20 protein-coding genes are annotated in these 15,276 nt (G+C 61.0%); 6 read left to right on the plus strand and 14 right to left on the minus strand.

Translation table 11 applies throughout. The features are described 5' to 3' along the window. Positions 1–12: 12 nt before the first annotated feature. The 3 genes from BRA471DRAFT_RS09055 to BRA471DRAFT_RS09065 all read right to left on the minus strand — a co-directional run bounded on the left by BRA471DRAFT_RS09055 (position 13) and on the right by BRA471DRAFT_RS09065 (position 1,018). Positions 13–309 carry a hypothetical protein gene (locus tag BRA471DRAFT_RS09055; RefSeq protein ID WP_007606434.1) on the minus strand — a complete coding sequence of 99 codons (297 nt, stop codon included), beginning with the start codon at positions 307–309 and terminating at the stop codon, positions 13–15. 104 nt (positions 310–413) lie between these two features. After that, positions 414–647, minus strand: a complete 234-nt coding sequence (locus tag BRA471DRAFT_RS09060; RefSeq protein ID WP_007606436.1) for a hypothetical protein — start codon at positions 645–647, stop codon at positions 414–416. 191 nt (positions 648–838) lie between these two features. After that, positions 839–1,018, minus strand: coding sequence for a hypothetical protein (locus BRA471DRAFT_RS09065; protein ID WP_007606438.1), 180 nt, complete (start codon positions 1,016–1,018; stop codon positions 839–841). A 474-nt stretch (positions 1,019–1,492) separates the two neighbouring features. Here BRA471DRAFT_RS09065 and BRA471DRAFT_RS09070 point away from each other — a divergent pair, with 474 nt between their 5' ends. Continuing rightward, positions 1,493–2,905 (plus strand): NAD(P)/FAD-dependent oxidoreductase, encoded by a 1,413-nt coding sequence (locus BRA471DRAFT_RS09070; RefSeq protein ID WP_007606440.1) that lies wholly within the window; start codon positions 1,493–1,495, stop codon positions 2,903–2,905. Between the two features lie 26 nt (positions 2,906–2,931). On the opposite strand, the gene BRA471DRAFT_RS39965 is transcribed toward BRA471DRAFT_RS09070, so the two are convergent. After that, complete coding sequence (locus BRA471DRAFT_RS39965) at positions 2,932–3,060, minus strand: hypothetical protein (RefSeq protein WP_007600646.1); 129 nt, start codon at positions 3,058–3,060, stop codon at positions 2,932–2,934. 410 nt (positions 3,061–3,470) lie between these two features. Here BRA471DRAFT_RS39965 and BRA471DRAFT_RS09075 point away from each other — a divergent pair, with 410 nt between their 5' ends. Continuing rightward, entirely contained in the window at positions 3,471–3,839 is a 369-nt protein-coding gene (locus tag BRA471DRAFT_RS09075) for a hypothetical protein (protein ID WP_007606444.1), read from the plus strand. A gap of 31 nt (positions 3,840–3,870) precedes the next feature. On the opposite strand, the gene BRA471DRAFT_RS09080 is transcribed toward BRA471DRAFT_RS09075, so the two are convergent. The 5 genes from BRA471DRAFT_RS09080 to BRA471DRAFT_RS09100 form a co-directional block, all read right to left on the minus strand. Then, positions 3,871–5,616: an amidohydrolase gene (locus BRA471DRAFT_RS09080; protein WP_157234036.1), complete on the minus strand. Its 1,746-nt coding sequence runs from the start codon at positions 5,614–5,616 to the stop codon at positions 3,871–3,873. A 188-nt stretch (positions 5,617–5,804) separates the two neighbouring features. After that, positions 5,805–6,494 carry a hypothetical protein gene (locus BRA471DRAFT_RS09085; protein ID WP_007606446.1) on the minus strand — a complete coding sequence of 230 codons (690 nt, stop codon included), beginning with the start codon at positions 6,492–6,494 and terminating at the stop codon, positions 5,805–5,807. A gap of 26 nt (positions 6,495–6,520) precedes the next feature. After that, on the minus strand, positions 6,521–7,126 hold the full coding sequence (locus BRA471DRAFT_RS09090; RefSeq protein ID WP_007606447.1) for a GIY-YIG nuclease family protein: 606 nt from the start codon (positions 7,124–7,126) through the stop codon (positions 6,521–6,523). 190 nt (positions 7,127–7,316) lie between these two features. Next, on the minus strand, positions 7,317–7,928 hold the full coding sequence (locus BRA471DRAFT_RS09095) for a hypothetical protein (RefSeq protein WP_007606448.1): 612 nt from the start codon (positions 7,926–7,928) through the stop codon (positions 7,317–7,319). Next, positions 7,925–8,509 (minus strand): hypothetical protein, encoded by a 585-nt coding sequence (locus BRA471DRAFT_RS09100; protein ID WP_007606449.1) that lies wholly within the window; start codon positions 8,507–8,509, stop codon positions 7,925–7,927. Before BRA471DRAFT_RS09100 ends, BRA471DRAFT_RS09095 begins: the two co-directional genes overlap by 4 nt. A gap of 727 nt (positions 8,510–9,236) precedes the next feature. On the opposite strand from BRA471DRAFT_RS09100, the gene BRA471DRAFT_RS09105 reads away from it, so the two are divergent. The 3 genes from BRA471DRAFT_RS09105 to BRA471DRAFT_RS35720 all read left to right on the plus strand — a co-directional run bounded on the left by BRA471DRAFT_RS09105 (position 9,237) and on the right by BRA471DRAFT_RS35720 (position 11,273). Continuing rightward, the gene (locus BRA471DRAFT_RS09105) at positions 9,237–9,587 is read left to right on the plus strand and encodes a hypothetical protein (protein ID WP_007606451.1); all 351 of its coding nucleotides are present in this window, start codon (positions 9,237–9,239) and stop codon (positions 9,585–9,587) included. A 64-nt stretch (positions 9,588–9,651) separates the two neighbouring features. Beyond that, a complete protein-coding gene (locus tag BRA471DRAFT_RS09110; protein WP_007606452.1) occupies positions 9,652–10,158 on the plus strand; it encodes a hypothetical protein in 507 nt (168 codons plus the stop codon). A gap of 119 nt (positions 10,159–10,277) precedes the next feature. Next, positions 10,278–11,273: a phospholipase D-like domain-containing protein gene (locus BRA471DRAFT_RS35720; protein WP_007606454.1), complete on the plus strand. Its 996-nt coding sequence runs from the start codon at positions 10,278–10,280 to the stop codon at positions 11,271–11,273. 169 nt (positions 11,274–11,442) lie between these two features. On the opposite strand, the gene BRA471DRAFT_RS09120 is transcribed toward BRA471DRAFT_RS35720, so the two are convergent. The 5 genes from BRA471DRAFT_RS09120 to BRA471DRAFT_RS09145 form a co-directional block, all read right to left on the minus strand. Further along, positions 11,443–11,655: a hypothetical protein gene (locus BRA471DRAFT_RS09120; protein ID WP_007606456.1), complete on the minus strand. Its 213-nt coding sequence runs from the start codon at positions 11,653–11,655 to the stop codon at positions 11,443–11,445. A gap of 424 nt (positions 11,656–12,079) precedes the next feature. Further along, complete coding sequence (locus tag BRA471DRAFT_RS09130) at positions 12,080–12,442, minus strand: response regulator transcription factor (RefSeq protein WP_007606459.1); 363 nt, start codon at positions 12,440–12,442, stop codon at positions 12,080–12,082. 110 nt (positions 12,443–12,552) lie between these two features. After that, entirely contained in the window at positions 12,553–13,275 is a 723-nt protein-coding gene (locus BRA471DRAFT_RS09135; RefSeq protein WP_007606460.1) for an SOS response-associated peptidase, read from the minus strand. A 4-nt stretch (positions 13,276–13,279) separates the two neighbouring features. Next, complete coding sequence (locus BRA471DRAFT_RS09140; RefSeq protein WP_007606461.1) at positions 13,280–13,729, minus strand: hypothetical protein; 450 nt, start codon at positions 13,727–13,729, stop codon at positions 13,280–13,282. A 10-nt stretch (positions 13,730–13,739) separates the two neighbouring features. After that, positions 13,740–14,123 (minus strand): hypothetical protein, encoded by a 384-nt coding sequence (locus BRA471DRAFT_RS09145; protein ID WP_007606462.1) that lies wholly within the window; start codon positions 14,121–14,123, stop codon positions 13,740–13,742. Between the two features lie 172 nt (positions 14,124–14,295). On the opposite strand from BRA471DRAFT_RS09145, the gene BRA471DRAFT_RS09150 reads away from it, so the two are divergent. Continuing rightward, complete coding sequence (locus BRA471DRAFT_RS09150; protein ID WP_007606466.1) at positions 14,296–15,222, plus strand: Ku protein; 927 nt, start codon at positions 14,296–14,298, stop codon at positions 15,220–15,222. Positions 15,223–15,276 lie beyond the last annotated feature (54 nt).

Below are 15,276 nucleotides of genomic sequence, written 5' to 3' on the forward strand. Positions count from 1 at the left end.
TTCGCGGCGCGCCTATTTGCGGTTCGCTCCGGTGGAGCCGGAACCTGGCATGGCCTGCTGGCCGCCCTGGGTGTGCCTGGTGTCGTTGTCGCCTGGCCGCGCCGTGGAGGACTTGGCCGGTGCGTTCGCGCCGCCGCCATTGTTGTCCGATGACGTGTTGAGGCCGGAGGCTCCTGCTCCCGTCGTGCCGCCGGTGCCGGAGGAGCCGATGCTCGACCCGGTCCTGGACGCACCCGCGCCGCCTTGCGCAAATGCGGAAGGGGGGAATGCGAGAGCCGCAACGAGCCCTGCGAGAACCAGCTTTTTCATGTCCGCTCCTTTGCTTGACGTCGTCACATGCCGTGCCGAGGCAAAGATCTGGGGACGCACCTGTTCCTGCGGGGCAGCGCAAATCCGGCAACAGCGACGATGAGTCATCCCGAACTCATCGCGCCCGGGGCGATCCGTTCCTGCGCTTGCGGCGTTAGCTCGTAGCGGTCGCCGGCTTTCACCAGCCAGCCCGCCTCGATCATGCGTCGCGTCATGCCGGCGCTGCACAGCGGGTGGCTGCCGCCGGGATGAAACAGCGCGCCCTCGCGTTCGATCAGGTAGCCGTAAAGCCGCGCCTGTCGAAGCGGGTTTTGCATCCCTGGTGTGGGCGCCTCCATGGTGTCTCGCGCAGTCCTCCATCAGGCGGCCCCGGCCTGTGGCCCGGGGGCGGGGCTTCGGACCGGGGCCGCCATTGCCGGAATCGCAAGAACCCGGCGCGGCCCAATACGCGACGGCCCCAGGTCGTTCCTACAAAGCCGTTCCTATCGGCCGTTGCTATTTCCGGAATGGTGTCGGCAAGGCGAGGGGCCTAGGCCGACCAACGATCCTGCTCTTCCTGGTGGGCATGCTCGTTGAGCCGTTCGGCGATCTGATCCGCGATCTTCTCAGACTCGGCCGAGGCCACCGGCTCGCCCTTGTGGGTCCTGAGCTTGTCCTTGTCGGCTTCGATGGGAAAGTCGTCGGGCTTCAGTCCGGGAACCCTGGCCATGGCGCGCCTCATTGTGTCTCGCATCCGGAAAACACGGAGGCAGGCTGTTCGTTGCTGGAACAATGAAGCCGCGATCACGAGTCACAGCTGGCTCAATCGCCGCGCGCCCCGCGGGGCTTCATCCCCGGGGTTGAGCGCCGCCGAACCCGTCGGCGATGTCCCGGTCTTTACGCCGTGCGTGTCGGTCTTGGTCATCTGCACCTCCCTCGAAAAGACCGCAACGCGCCTTGCCGCAGGAAGTGCCAATCGAGGAGGTCGGATGCGGTGCACGTCCGTCGCGAGCGAGCGCGTCCCCGAGATGGCCCCGCTTGCGGGATTGCCAAATTGATCACAACCATAGCTTGCGCCACGCCCGGAAAACCAGCAGTATGCATGCTGGCGAAAGGTCGATCTGAAGTTGAACGACGCTGCCGCGTCACGGCATCACCGTCCCGGCGTCGGCCCGACACATCCGCGCTTCACCCTGGAAACCTCATGACCCGCATCGACGCCGTCGACTGCCACGCGACCATTGCAATCATCGGCGCGGGCCCGGCGGGCCTGTCGACCGCATGGTTCCTGTCGAAGAACGGGTTTCACAACGTCACGGTGCTGGAGAAGCTCGGCCAGATCGGCGGGCTCTGCAAGAGTCTCACCGTCGACGGCATGAGCTATGACCTCGGTGCCAACTACGTCACCTGGGCCTACCAGGAGACGCTGGAGATCGCGGAGGAGGTCGGCGCGACCACCTATGCCGAGGAGCCCTATACCTCGATCGACATCGCGCCTGACGGCAACAGCTTCACGTACCGATCGCTCATGGAGGCCGTGCTCTACGACCCCTACACCAAGTCCACGATCTCGTTGTGGACCTTCCTCTGGGCGGCGGTTCGATATCTCTATATCCGCTGGCAGCTGAGCGGCGTCATCGACGCGCCTGATTATCTCGACAAGATCCACGAGCGCCCCGAGCTCTGCGTCGACTTCAAGTCCTGGCTCGCAAGACAGGATCTGATGCCGCTGGCAACGCTGTTCCAGTTTCCGATCACGATCATGGGCTACGGCCAGCTCGACGACATCGCGACGCCCTACGCGCTGCGCTACATGTCGGTTCGGACGTTCTTTCCGATGGTGTTCGGGCACGGCCCGGTCAACTGGATCATCGGGAGCTGGCCGCGGCGTTTCACCGACGGATTCCAGCGGCTGTGGGAGCGGGTGTCCTGGCGCCTCAACGTCCGGCTCAACGTCAACATCACCAAAATCGAGCGTTCGGCGGCCGGCGTCCGGATCGACATGGAATATCCCGAGCAGGATCTGAACGACCTCAAGATCGTCAAGGACAGCAAGCTCTATGACTATCTGGTGCTCGCCTGTCCGCTGACGACGGACGTGTTCGCGCAGCTCGGCCTTGCTCCCAATGCCGCGGAGCAGAAAGTGAATCACGAGATCAACATCAATCCGTACTGCATGACGACATTCTGGATCGACATGAAGATGGATGCGCCGGTCGCGCCGGTGCTGCCGCTCACCGAGCAGGGCACGCCGTGGGCGGTCGCGCGGCAGTTTCAGGACAGCGGCAACATGTTCACGCAGTTCTACACCCGCCCCAGGGACAAGCAGACCAGCGACGAGGTCATTGCTGAGGTCAAGCGCCTGACCAAGCTGCTCGGCGGCACGATCGACACCAGCCAGCCGCGCTGGCACACGTTCGACGAATTCACCTACTTCCAGCACTTCACGCCGGACCAGATCAAGACCGGCATCTATGCCGACCTCGCCCGCATGCAGGGCGCCGACCGCACATTCTACGTCGGCGGCGCTACTGACTTCGAGCTGGTCGAGCCGATCGTGGTGCATTCGAAGTACATCGTCGAGAAGCACTTTGCCGGCGGGGTCTGCACGAATTAGCGCGGCCGGGCGGCGTCACCTCGTCCTCACCGCACGCCCGTGCCCTTGCAGCGCTGGCACTTCACCACCTTGTCGCCCTTCTTGAGCAGGCCTTTGCCCTCGCAGTTCTTGCATTTCTGCTTCTTCTTGATGTTCGGGCCTTTTTCACTGGTCATGGGAAGTCTCCTGCCGCGAGAGAGCGGTCAACTATCGCACCGGTTGAGAGGGCTCGGCAGGGGCGATCATCCAGACGGGCGCCGACAGCCTCGGCCACACCGTCATAGCCTCAAAAGGCTGGCGCCGCACTACGCGTTCACAAGGTGTCGCCCTTCAAAACCAGATTTCGTTCGCAGGCGAAGACCCGAGAGCCGACCCGCAACAGATCACAGGTCTGCCACCGCCCGGTGCGGATGGGCCTTCGAGGCCGCCGCCACCCGTTGGCTATTGCACGTGGAACAAAGTTGAACTATCTAGCCGCCGCATCGGGGGGTGGATCTGACCGTGGCACGAAAGCTGTCGTGGCCGGCCGGCAACAACGCTCCGGAATGTAGAAATCGGTTCAGCGTCGTGGGGAGATGAGCTGCCAATGGTCAAGGCATCAACGCTCGACCGGATTTTCGCAATTCTGCTCTTGATCGGGGCCGGGCTTCACGCTTTTGGATCGATCGCATCCTTCCCATTCGGGAGCACCGAACTGGTTTGGGCTCTCTCGGGAAGCCTGGCCGCCGGCTTGACCTCCGCGATCAATCTGGTTCGTGCCGGTCGGCCCGAAGACACCGCCGTGGCACGGTTATCGCTCGTCGCCAGCCTGTGCTGGGCCATCGTCGCAATAGGTTTCGGTGCAGCCATCGGCAGCCTGGTCGATCCCCGCGTCATTTGGCACCTCGTCTGCGCGCTGGCGCTCGCGGCCTTCAGCCTGCGGACCATGACCGGGCGTGCCGAAGCCATCGCCTGAGCCGCGGAGCAGCACGGCAGGCTTCCAGCTTCTATTTTGCGCCCGAGAAAACATCCGCTGCGTAGACGACTTTGCCGCCCACGACGGTCAACAGAGACGCCGTAGCGCCGATCTGCTCGACGGGGACGGACATGAAATCCCGATCGAGAATTGCGAAGTCGGCGAGCTTGCCGGTCTCCAGCGTGCCGCGCCGCGTCTCGTCGAAGCAGAACCACGCGCTTCCCACGGTGTAGAGGCGCAAGGCATCTTCGCGGCTGGGTGTTTCGTCCGGCCCGCGCGTCGAGTGTCCGCCGACGGTCTTGCCGTCGAGCATCCATTGCAGCGCCACGAACGGATTGTAGGATGCGACCCGATGCGCATCCGTGCCGGCGCCGACATGGACCCCCATGCGCAACGCCGTGGCGATGGGCGGCATGCTGCGTGCAGCTTCGCCGGCCTGCGCCACGATACGGTCGCCTCCGAGATACATCGCGTCCTGCATGGTCCAGCCGACACCGAGGGCTTTCATGCGCGCCAGCGTTTGGGGCGAGGTATTGTCGAGATGGGCGATCGACCAGCGCAGTGGCGCGAGCGGCGTCTCCTTGTTGACCTCGTCATAGAGGTCCAGGAGGTGATGGACGGATTTGTCGTCCTGCCAGTGGATGGTGACTGTCAGCCCTTGTTTGGCCGCCCAGCGAATGATCTCGCGGAACTTGTCCTTGGCGGCCGCGTCGGGCGCATTGTTGTTGTACATGGCGCCGGTGATCCGCTCGCCTAGTCCGTTGAACCGCAGCATGTCGTCGCCAAATCCCATCGGCAGGAACGGCGTGAGAGCCTTGTACTCCTCGAATTCCGCGCCGACATTCTGGGCGAACAGGCTGAAGGCAACCCGAACCGAAAGCGATTTCTCACGCCAGAGCTTTTGCAGGGCGGCGTAATGGCTGGGATAAATGCTGAAGCCGCCGGGATCCACGATCCCGGTCACGCCAAGACGATTGAGCTCCGTGAAGAACTGCCGGGTCCCGGCGACATTCTCGTCGAAATTCGGCCGAGGCAGCCGATCGAACAGCGCGGAGATGCTGACGATGGAGCCGTTGAGCCAGCCCGTGGTGTCGCCCGATGCGGCCGTGATACCGGCCGGCAGTTGATCCGCGGAGATCCCGAGGGCTTGCTGCGCTTTCGGCGTCATCAGCACCGCCGAATAGAACAGCTGGATGTAAGCCGGGTTGTCAGGAACGGCCGACATCACCTCGGCGAGCGTCGGCCGCCGCTTCTCCGCAAATTGCAATTCGCTCCAGCCACCGGCCACGATGATCCAGGACGCCGGGCGCGCTTGTGCCGCCTGGCGCAAGCGTTCCATGGCCTCAGGGATAGTCTTTGCGCCGATCCAGTTGACCTCGGTTGCGTAGGTGAGGCCGGCGCGCACGGCGTGAATATGGGAATCGATCAATCCCGGAATGATTGTGCGTCCACCTGCGTCGACACGGCGCGTCGCGGGCCCGATCAGGCCTTCCACGGCATCGTTGCCGCCAACTGCGACGAGCTTGCCGTCGCGGACTGCGAGAGCCTGCGCGATCGTCGATGCGGGATCGAGCGTCACGAGCTTTGCGTTCGTGACAATGAGGTCGGCCTTTTGTGCGTAAGACAAACCGGCCCAGCACGAGATCAGCAAAATCGCCAGAAGCTTTCGCATCATCAGTCCCGACATGAGAGAGGCCGAAGCGGCGCCACACATCCGCCGCTGGATGCGCTCGCGGACATCGCGCGTCGCAGAGGGGAGTGTCGCGATCCTGACCATGTCTGGCACCAACAAAATCAGCCGGTCCACTGGAAAATGCGGCAAGAGCCGGCTCGCAATAGATCGCAGGCTCTGCCACCGCCCGGGTGTTCGCGCCGCCCGGCACGCGCACGTTCGCGTTCCCCAGAATTAAGCTAGCAGTGCAATTAACTCTCGGATCTTACGCATTCGATAGAGTCGGTGGTGATCTAGGGAGAAGCCCCGTCTGCCTCTCGCCGTTCGATGGTTGCGTACAATCGTTGGGCGTCGTGTTCCCATACTTTCATATTTCTTAGGGAGGATCGCACTTGATCCCAAGTAAGTTCTTTAGGAAGTGTATCTGTTTTCTCGCGACCATAATCGAAAGCAGCGGCAGCAGCAGCATAGATGGAGGCAGCATCTAGTATGTATTCCTCAATGTTGATCTCTAAGATCATCGCCTCCTCGTCGCCTTGTTCAATAACTCTTACAACTTCAGCTATCCGGGCGCGACTTACCTGAATGCGCGCCAACATCCGCCGAAATAATGAAGTATCCAACGCGTCGGAGTATTCGATGAAGTCAGCAAATGCCTTCACCGTCTCGGTTGGCAGTTCGGGGAAGGTTGGCTCGACATTGAGATTGTGCGGTAGTGCACCATCCACGCATTCACCCCAAAGCTCCTCTAGTCCACGCATCGTGAGCGAGCAATAGGAGCTGATAACACTAAGGGATAGTGGAAGAATTGCCCTTAACGCGGCGTGCTTTTGCGAGCGACGTTTAGTTTCGAGTTCGGCGTTCGCCTTCAATGTTCGAGACGTATTGTACCACGCAACTCCCGCAGCGACTATCGCAATGGAGGACGCGATCAGAGTTTGCCACTGTTTCGCGCTTTCAATCCACGTTGACAGAAAGTTCATGTTGGCAGTCCACTATATCACTTCTGCTACGATGAAAACTCATACTCGTGCCACTGAGCCAAATAGCGTTGCTCATTGACGATGCTGCCAACAATTTCGGTGTAGGCTTTGAATGCGGTGCTGAACGAGCACTGAATCATTTCCTTCGCGGTTTGCTCTAGTCCATCTTTCCAATACGTCGCGTAGACGCGCTCACCTTTTATTCTATCCGATATGGTGCGTTCGATTTTGCCACAGTCGTCTACCCATACATGTATCAGAACCGACCAATCACCGTGGCCGCCGTATCGCTCGGAATTCAGCTGACGTGCGCGTTGGCCCATATCTCCAGCAACGCCAATCTTGATTACTCGACCCAGTAGCGATCCTGCTATGTACACGTAACCAGATGCAGACTCTCTCGCCGTGAAACCAATGTTCGCCGGCTTACACTGAGCGCAGTGCCCGGCGCGTGTCCGTATGAAATGCCCCTCGGCCCGACACGGCGAGCTGGTAAGTATCAGTATCTTTCCAGCCTCTTTCGCTTTGTATTCTCGCCAGCGCTTTCCCTGGCCGCGTCCATCATAAACATCTTCCTCGGAGAAGCCGTGGCGCGCGAGGAAAGTTTGCTCCTGCGGTGAAAAAATCGACATTGTTGAATCTCACTGAAAGCTCTCTGGCCTCATGATCTCGGCCAGGTTAAGTGCTGGCAGAGCTGTTAGATGCACGGTCGATGAAAACGGTCAGGGGCAAAGAGGGTGCGCGTCGGGCAGATGGGAGTGTTCGATGTCTGAAATAGACGAGGCTCAACTCTGGGCCGAGGAGGTCCAAGTTGGTCGTAAGTTATAGTGTGCCTTTCTCGCGCGAGCGTTTCGATGCCTCAAAGTCTCGTCGAAAGAATTTGTTCTCGTAAATCAGACGCCACGTCGCTGTGGAGCTATCACTGGCCGTGAGGCCGAGTTGAATGAAGAGATTGGGAGTGTCGAAGTTCGTAAACCACTTTGACTGACCGCCTCGTATGCCTGCTACAAAGTAGCCGGATTGGCCATAAATCGACTCCCCAAGCCTGTGAACTTGAGTCCCCTTGCCATATTTTTCTGACAGAAGACTCGCCAACTCGGTGTAGCGGGCAGAAATAGCGCTTCCTGCCGGATCGTCACTAAAGGGGCGGCTGGTTATGAGGACGCGCCAAAGCTTGTCGTTGAATCCGAACGACAATAGAGCGGCGCTTTGGTCAGCTAGCGCCTTGTCCATTTTCGAGGCGAGATAGCTCTTTCCAAAGTCCGTTCCTTCGATCTCTTTAAGCTCTATACCTTTGGCTTGGACTTCCGTCTGAGAGCTTCCCCAGACTAGGCCGATCGGAGCATCGGCTGTAGGCGACTGTGCCTGCGTAGGCGAGACGGGGCACGATACTGCCAATGCCAGAGCGAAAAGCGGCCTCCAAGTATACTTCATAGCGCGTCGCGATCCTTTACAACCTTACCCGGTGGTTGAGTTGGCTTAGTCGCATTATCGGTGAGGTCTGGGAGCGGCATCGGTATCCCGTGCTTCGCGGAGTAAAACTTCAACCTAAGCTGAGATACGCTCAGTTCATCAGTCTCTGCCTTTAGAAGAGACATGACGTGAATTAGTCCGCCTGAATATCTCGCTGCCTCTAGTTTGGAGGCGGCAGCCTTCTTCTCTGCCTGCGAAAGTTCTTCAAGGATCATGCCTAGTTCTTGGTCCGATGCGTCATGAACCGGTCGGCCGTCCAGCCGATAATCCAGAGCGATACGTCTGACGAAGGAGGTGCGTTTTTGATCGAGCATGGCCAGCGTATTTCGCGAGATCGCCAGCCGAAGCTCGATTAATCCTTTCAGAATTCCCGGTCCGTACTTTTCACTCTCCTCTTGCGTGGTCGATATCTGTGAGTAGAGAGCGGCCCGATCTCGGTCTATTTCAATTGTAGAGACTTGGGGTTCGTGAAGTACGACCCCAAGACTCGCGCTCAAGGCGACGCTCAAGATTGTCAAAACTGCAATGAGAAATTTTTGCACTTCTGCTCCCGTCCTGGATCATTTCGCAACTTACGGGAGTGCACAAGCAGAATGACAACGGTTCAGACTTTGGTCGAAGAGCCGGTCCGCCGTGGAAGGTCGTGAATACGGGGTTCGTATAAGCGGTTCGGGGATTATCGTGACACTCAACTCACGACGGCTGGCGGCGCATCAATGAGCATGTCTTGCAGCCCGCCTCCGCCCTTCGGGCTTCGGCGAGGCAGCCCTTGCTCACTTCGCTACGATAGAACTCGGGTGGCTTGCCGAGCCGAAGCTCGCGAAGCGAGTGTGGGGCCACTTTGAAAACGACTCGGCTATCGTATTGATATTCCACGACCCCGCGTTTTGAAAACGACTCGGTTTTGACTTTAAGAACGACTCGATCACCCCGTTTTTCGCTTTGAAAACGACTCGATCGCGTAAGTGGCTGTGAACACACTCGTTTTGTGGCTAGTTTTTCAGGTCTTGTTGAGCCTCATTGTGGTCATCGCAATCTCTAAATTCCCGAGGAAATGAGGTCGCTATCTCGAATTGCTCGTCGGGAAAGAAGCCTCCCATGTCAAGACGGGAGCTGCGAGAAATGTCCGGCATCAATGACGAGACATCATAAGCTTTCTACGAGACGAATTCTGTCGCCAAATTTTGCCAGTGTCGATGGGAATGAGACCCATGAGAAACTTTCGGCGCCTATTCCGTCCCCGAGCCTATCGTGAACGGAGCAGCTGCCATGACATCCAGACGAACCGAATTCGCAGCCGCCGTTCTCGACCTCCTGGACTTCATCGAGGAGAAGATCGGGGAGGCGCAGCAGGATGAGACCTCGAGGATCGGCGCCGTAGGCGAGGCGGCAGGCGCCGTCCCCGTGCTGCGCGACCGACTGAGTGAGAACGAGTTCGTGCAGGCGAACTTCATCCTCGTTCTCGGCAACGTCATCGAGGAGCGCTGGGCTCCCGACTGGTGGGAAGGCTTCGCCAAGATGGAGCGGATGGAGTTCGAACAGGCCGCCCGTGATCTCGCCGGACCGGAGGGGCGGCTCGCGATCCTGCGCAAGATCGTGGCGGAGGCGGGCGCGGCCTGATCCGGTTTCTGGACGGGAGCGACTCGGTTAGCTTCGTTGGGTCCTTGGTGATGCGGGGCTTGCGATGGCTGAGCCGAAGCCGAAAGCGGTCAGGAAGACCAGGCGGAGGCGCAAGCCGCGCGAGGAAATCGTCAACTACATCGTGGCGATCGAGGATTGGGACTGGGGCTACTCGTTCTCGCTCAACGCGGAGCGGCGCCCCATCGACCCGTATCAGGAATTCCGCCACCTCCAGGTCCGGGGCAGGCTGCTGCAGCCGACCGGGCTGCAGTCCGACAGGGTCGAGATCTCGCTGTTACCGTCCCCGGAGCTCATCACGGACCGCCGCAAGGAGCTCGAGCCGGTCGCCCTCGGGTCGCTGGCCGCCCGTCCCGACGGCATCTCAGGCAACATCGGAATCCCTTGGGACGCGCTGACGCCGATCTTGCAGATGTTAATCGCCGGGCGGTTCAGGTTCGTCCTGATGCGCGGTACCAGCTTTCGGCATCGCAGCGCCAGGCTGAACAGCCTGCGGCTCGAGACAAAGCTGACCGAAGACGACCTGTCGATTGCGGAAGAGGCGGCGGGCTGATCGAGCCGCAGAGCAGGTCGCGCTGGCGCGTCCCTTGACGACGTGAGCCAATCGCGACCTTATCTCCGACGCTGGGGCGCATCTTTCATGTCGTCACCCGGAGATTCGCGGAGACGACGATGTCTGAATTCCTTTTCGGCCCCAAGATCCTCGATGCGATCAACTCCTCCGTCACCCACGCCAAGTCCGCGTCCATCGACCTCGCGGTGGCATATTGGGGTCGCGGCATGGCAGATGAACTGAAGCTCCTCGATACCGCCGCACCCGTCCGCATCCTGTGTGATCTGAACAGCGGTTTCTGCGATCCGGACGAGCTCAAACGTCTCCTCCGTCGCAACAATACGAGGATCAAGACCCGAAACGGATTGCATTCCAAGGTTTACCTCGGTCCCCATACTGTCGTCGTTGGCTCGGCCAATGCTTCCAACCGAGGATTAAAGAAACTGTCTGACCTCGAAGCCGCCATTTCCGATGCAACGTCGGTCGCCGCCGCCCGCAAGTGGTTCGATGTCCTCTGGAACGAGGAAGAATCCTTGGATGTGGACGAGGAAATCCTCAAGTCGGCTCCGCCGCCTCAGTCTTCTCTGACGTTTCTGACCCTGCTAACCATGGCGCCAGCGCTGCTCGCCCATTTCAAAATCCATTTCGTTGCGCTCATCGAGCCGTCTCTCAAGCGCTGTAACGAGCAGTACGAGGAGACGTGGACGGCGATAAAGGCTCTGCGCCCTCCCATCTATTCCGCAGCCGAGCTTCAGCACTATGGCGACGACTATCCGTTTTACATCGACCAAGGCAAATCTTGGACGTTGTCCCTGGGAACGTTCGTCGTCAGCTTCTGGCTCTACGCCGACACAACGAAGCCGGCGGAAATCGGCGGCGTATACCGCGTCAAGAAGATCGGCGATCTGAACGGGAAGAGGATCATTTTCGGGCAGCCTATCCACGACACGAACCGCATGTTCGGATTCTCGATCCCGCCCAAGGAGCGCAAGATCGTCGAGAAGCTGATCGACCATTGCGTCAGGAAACGCTTCGAGAGGCTCGGCGCATCATCGCACCATGCGATTGAGATCTCGGCCGACGAATTGGCCTTAGCGATACCGAGCGTTCTATAGGATCGAAAGGCCGATAAGACTCGGGCCTGACGTCAAAGCCGGCACTTTCTCGCTCGACGCCGCCGAATGTCCTCGATGAGTTGGCTGACCCGTCCTTGGAGAGACGGCGGGCAGCCCGCTACACCTGCCGGCCAAGTAGTCCGCTAAGGCGGCGTACGACCGAGGTTCGTCAGGCCTCGCCAGGCCCGGAGAAGATCGAAGACGGCGGCGTGGTGCGTGGTGCCGGCAGCGGCCTTTCGGTCGCTCCCGATCGCGAGGTCGGACCGCCCTTGGCGTCGTATCGCATGGCGAGATCCAGCAGGCGTCGCCTGGTGAACGGGTCTGCCTTCTCGGCGAGGGTCCGGACCCGATGGGCGAGACCCTGATAGAATTCCAGCTCCATGACGCACCCCCGCAACATCACCGACCGCAGGAATTGAGTACGTCCGAGGCTGGAGAGTCAAGATATCGGCCTGCACCAACGTGAGCGGCGCCGGACAATTTCCGACAAGCGCTTGTGTTCGCGCTGTGAGCGGAACTAAGCTGGTAGCGGCAGGGAAACCGACATGTCGGTGCTTCATCCGATCCGGAAGGCGTGCCCCTCATGCGGGAGGCCGATGAAGCTCGTCTCGCAGGGGGGCGGCCGGGACCGCTACGTTTGCCCGCACTGCGTCGACGATCCGCTGCACGACCCTGCGGCCCTCAAATGGGCCGACAGTCCGCTGAGGCCGCCGGCCGACCCCAAAACGTAACCGACTCCGCAGCGACTTTGGAAGGTCGCTCCGCATATCCGGTGAGGGGCTTGGCGCGGGTCCGGGTTGGTCTCGTCACGGGGAGGAGTGTCTCTCCCTGCCGACCGCGTTTACCGCTCGGACGACCTCCTCCGGCGGAAAAGGCTTCCGCAGGAATACGCTGCCCGCCACCGGGCGGGGTGCGACGGGCGAGAAGCCGGTGGCGTAGATTACCGGCAGCTCGGGATCCTGCTCGCGGCAACGTTCGGCAATCTGCCACCCGTCGATGGCGCCCGGCAGTCTGATATCGGTTACGAGCACATCCGCGACGCGCCTTCCGAACCATGCCAGCGCGTCTTCCCCATTGGACGCATGGATGACTTCGTAGCCCGCCTCACGAAGAGCCTCCACCACGAATTCCCGGATGAGGGGGTCGTCCTCGACGACGAGTATTCGCACCGGCGGCTCCGCGTATCCTTAAATCTGATGCCAGTCTGCGAACGGCGGAAGCGTCGTGCCGTTCCTTCAAGCTTACTTGCATCCAGCGCATTCCGGGCGGCGAGCGCACGCTAGGTTGCCGGCGCGGGGTCTTCCTTCAGGCCGCGGGCGACGATCCGCAGCGCCCCATCCGGAAGCGGCCGCTGCAGCAGAAGGGCTTCCTCCGCGGGCCCGGTCATCCAGGTCTCGACCTCGTCGGGCGTCGTCAGGATCACCGGCATCGCCTTCGGATGGATGGCGCCGACCTCGGCGTTCGGCTCGGTCGTCAGGAACGCGTAGAGGTCGTTCGTGGTCTCGCCTTCCTTGACCTTCCTGACCGACGTCCAGTTTGCCCAGATGCCAGCGAAACAGGCGAGCGGTCGGGTCTCGTCGAGCGCGAACCAGATGTCTCCGCCCTCTGCCCTGTTGAACTCGCTGAAGCTGTTGAACGGCACGATGCAGCGGTTCTCGACGCCGAGCCAGCGCGCCCAGTGCTTTGACTTCACGTTTCGGATGTTGGTCGTGCCGGAGTCCGGCTCCATCCGGAGCAATTCCTTGAAATCCACGGTCTTGCCCTTGGCTTGCAGCTTCTCGGCGCGCTTCTTGGTGGCGTCCATGAGAGCCTTTGATGACGACGGCATGCCCCAGCGTGCGGTGGCAAGCTCGCGGCCTTCGGCGCCGGTCCTGACTATCGGCGCCGAGTAGTCCGGAAACACGCCTGGCATCGGCGCGAGATTGCCGACGTACTGGTTGACCACGCGGAACAGCGCGCTGATGGCGGCCTGGTTGGTGGTGATCGAGTAGAGATTGCACAAGATTTCAGGTCTCCGGATCCGGATGCCGGCCCCGCTGGGCCAGCTGCAACAGCGTGGCAGCCTGCCGGCGTCCGGCCTTAGCACACTTGCTGCAGCGGAGGCGGCTCGCCAGGTCGTGCACGAACGTGGTCGGTGGATGGCGCAGCGCGGCCATGTCGACGTCCCGTTTGGTCCTGCAGCGCGAGCACTCGATCTCGATCCATGCGTAGCCCCCGTTCAGGGCCTGGTCGATGGTCGGGGACGGGTCGATCGGGCCGCCGTCCGCCCACATCCGCTCGTTCCAGCTTTCGCAAAGCAACTTGTCGGCCTGCTGCAGCATGGCCTCCGCCTTCGCCCGTATCTCGACAGACTGCGCAGCCAGGATGTTGGCCATCGCGCGCGACTTCCCAAGCTCCTTGTTGAGAGCCTTGCGGTCGCCTCCGGAGAGGGGCGTCGGATGATACTTCGGCGCCATCGACTGGCGCCTAGGACACGTCGAAGGTCGGCCAGCAGCCATCTTCCTCATGGCGGCCGGTTCGGTTGGTGCAGGTGTTGTCGAGCAGCCGCTGACCGACATCCCTCCAGATCGCCTCCGGACCGTAGAGCCGGGTGGCGTCCGCCTTCTGAATCTCGATCAACCTGCCGCAGCGCCGGCAGCCGACCCTGAGAAGGTGCTGGGAAATCTGCCGCAGCGGCAGCAGGCGTCCGGCGGTGTCGGGGCCGGGGCTGACCGCTTCGGCGCGAGGGTCCTGAAGGAGCGCCTGCCAGTATTCCGGCGGCAGAGCTTCATTCGGAGCCAATCCGCGTACGGATGGGGCCTTTCCGCCGACGGCAGCGGCCATCTTTTGCATCTGCTTCGGTGTCGGCATGCGCCAGCTCGCGGGTCGGTCGGCCATGATCGATTAGAACATATCAAGAACAGCAGAGTCGAGTCCGTCCAAAGTCGAAAGTGGAGAAATGATCCGGACGTCGCGCAGTGTCGGAACCGCCCCGCCTCGTTCGTCTTGAGTCCAAGTCCCGTACCTGGAGCGTTGCGTAACCATGGCCCCGCGAGCGAACTGGAAAGGCTTCCTGCGTCTGTCCCTCGTCACCTGCCCAGTGGCGCTCTATCCGGCCACGTCCGAGAGCGAGAAGATCAGCTTCAACCAGCTCAATCGGCAGACGGGGCACCGGATCAAATACCTGAAGGTCGACGCCGATACCGGCGACGAGGTGCCGAACGAGGACATCGTCAAGGGCTACCAGCTCGAGAAGGACCAGTTCATCGAGGTCACCAAGGAGGAGCTCGAGGAGATCGCGCTGGAGTCCACGCGCACCATCGAGATCGACGAGTTCGTCGACAAGGCCGACATCGATCCGCGCTACCTGATCCGTCCCTACTACATCCGCCCCGACGGCAAAGTCGGGCACGACGCCTTCGCCGTGATCCGGGAGACCATCCGCGAGATGGACAAGGTCGCGATCGGGCGGGTGGTGCTGACCAATCGCGAGCACATCATCGCGCTCGAGCCGATGGACAAGGGGCTCGTCGGGACGCTGCTGCGCTATCCCTACGAGGTGCGCAGCGAGCAGGAGTATTTCGACGAGATCCAGGATGTGAAGGTCACGAAGGACATGCTCGATCTCGCCAGGCACATCGTGAACCAGAAAGCGGGCAGCTTCGAGCCGGAGAAGTTCGAGGACCACTACGAGTCCGCGCTGATCGACCTCATCAACCAGAAGCGCGCCGGTAAGGCGATCACGTCGAAGGAGAAGCCTGTCGCGACCAACGTGGTCAATCTGATGGAGGCGCTGCGTCGGAGCGTAGGTCAGGAGGGCGCCCCGGCGAAAGCCGCTAAGCCCGCCAAGAAGCCGCGGAAGGCTGCTGCAGGCCAGAAGGAGATGCTGATGCCGATTGCCGGTAAGAAGCCCGCCAAGGAGATGGCCGCGAAGAAGCCGGCGGCGGAGGCGCGGCGGAAGTCGGCCTAAGTAGGCGTTCCAATTGCCGCATTTCACTGTCAACGATCGAAGGACTTTCCTCTC

This window comes from Bradyrhizobium sp. WSM471 (assembly GCF_000244915.1).
GTDB lineage: Bacteria > Pseudomonadota > Alphaproteobacteria > Rhizobiales > Xanthobacteraceae > Bradyrhizobium.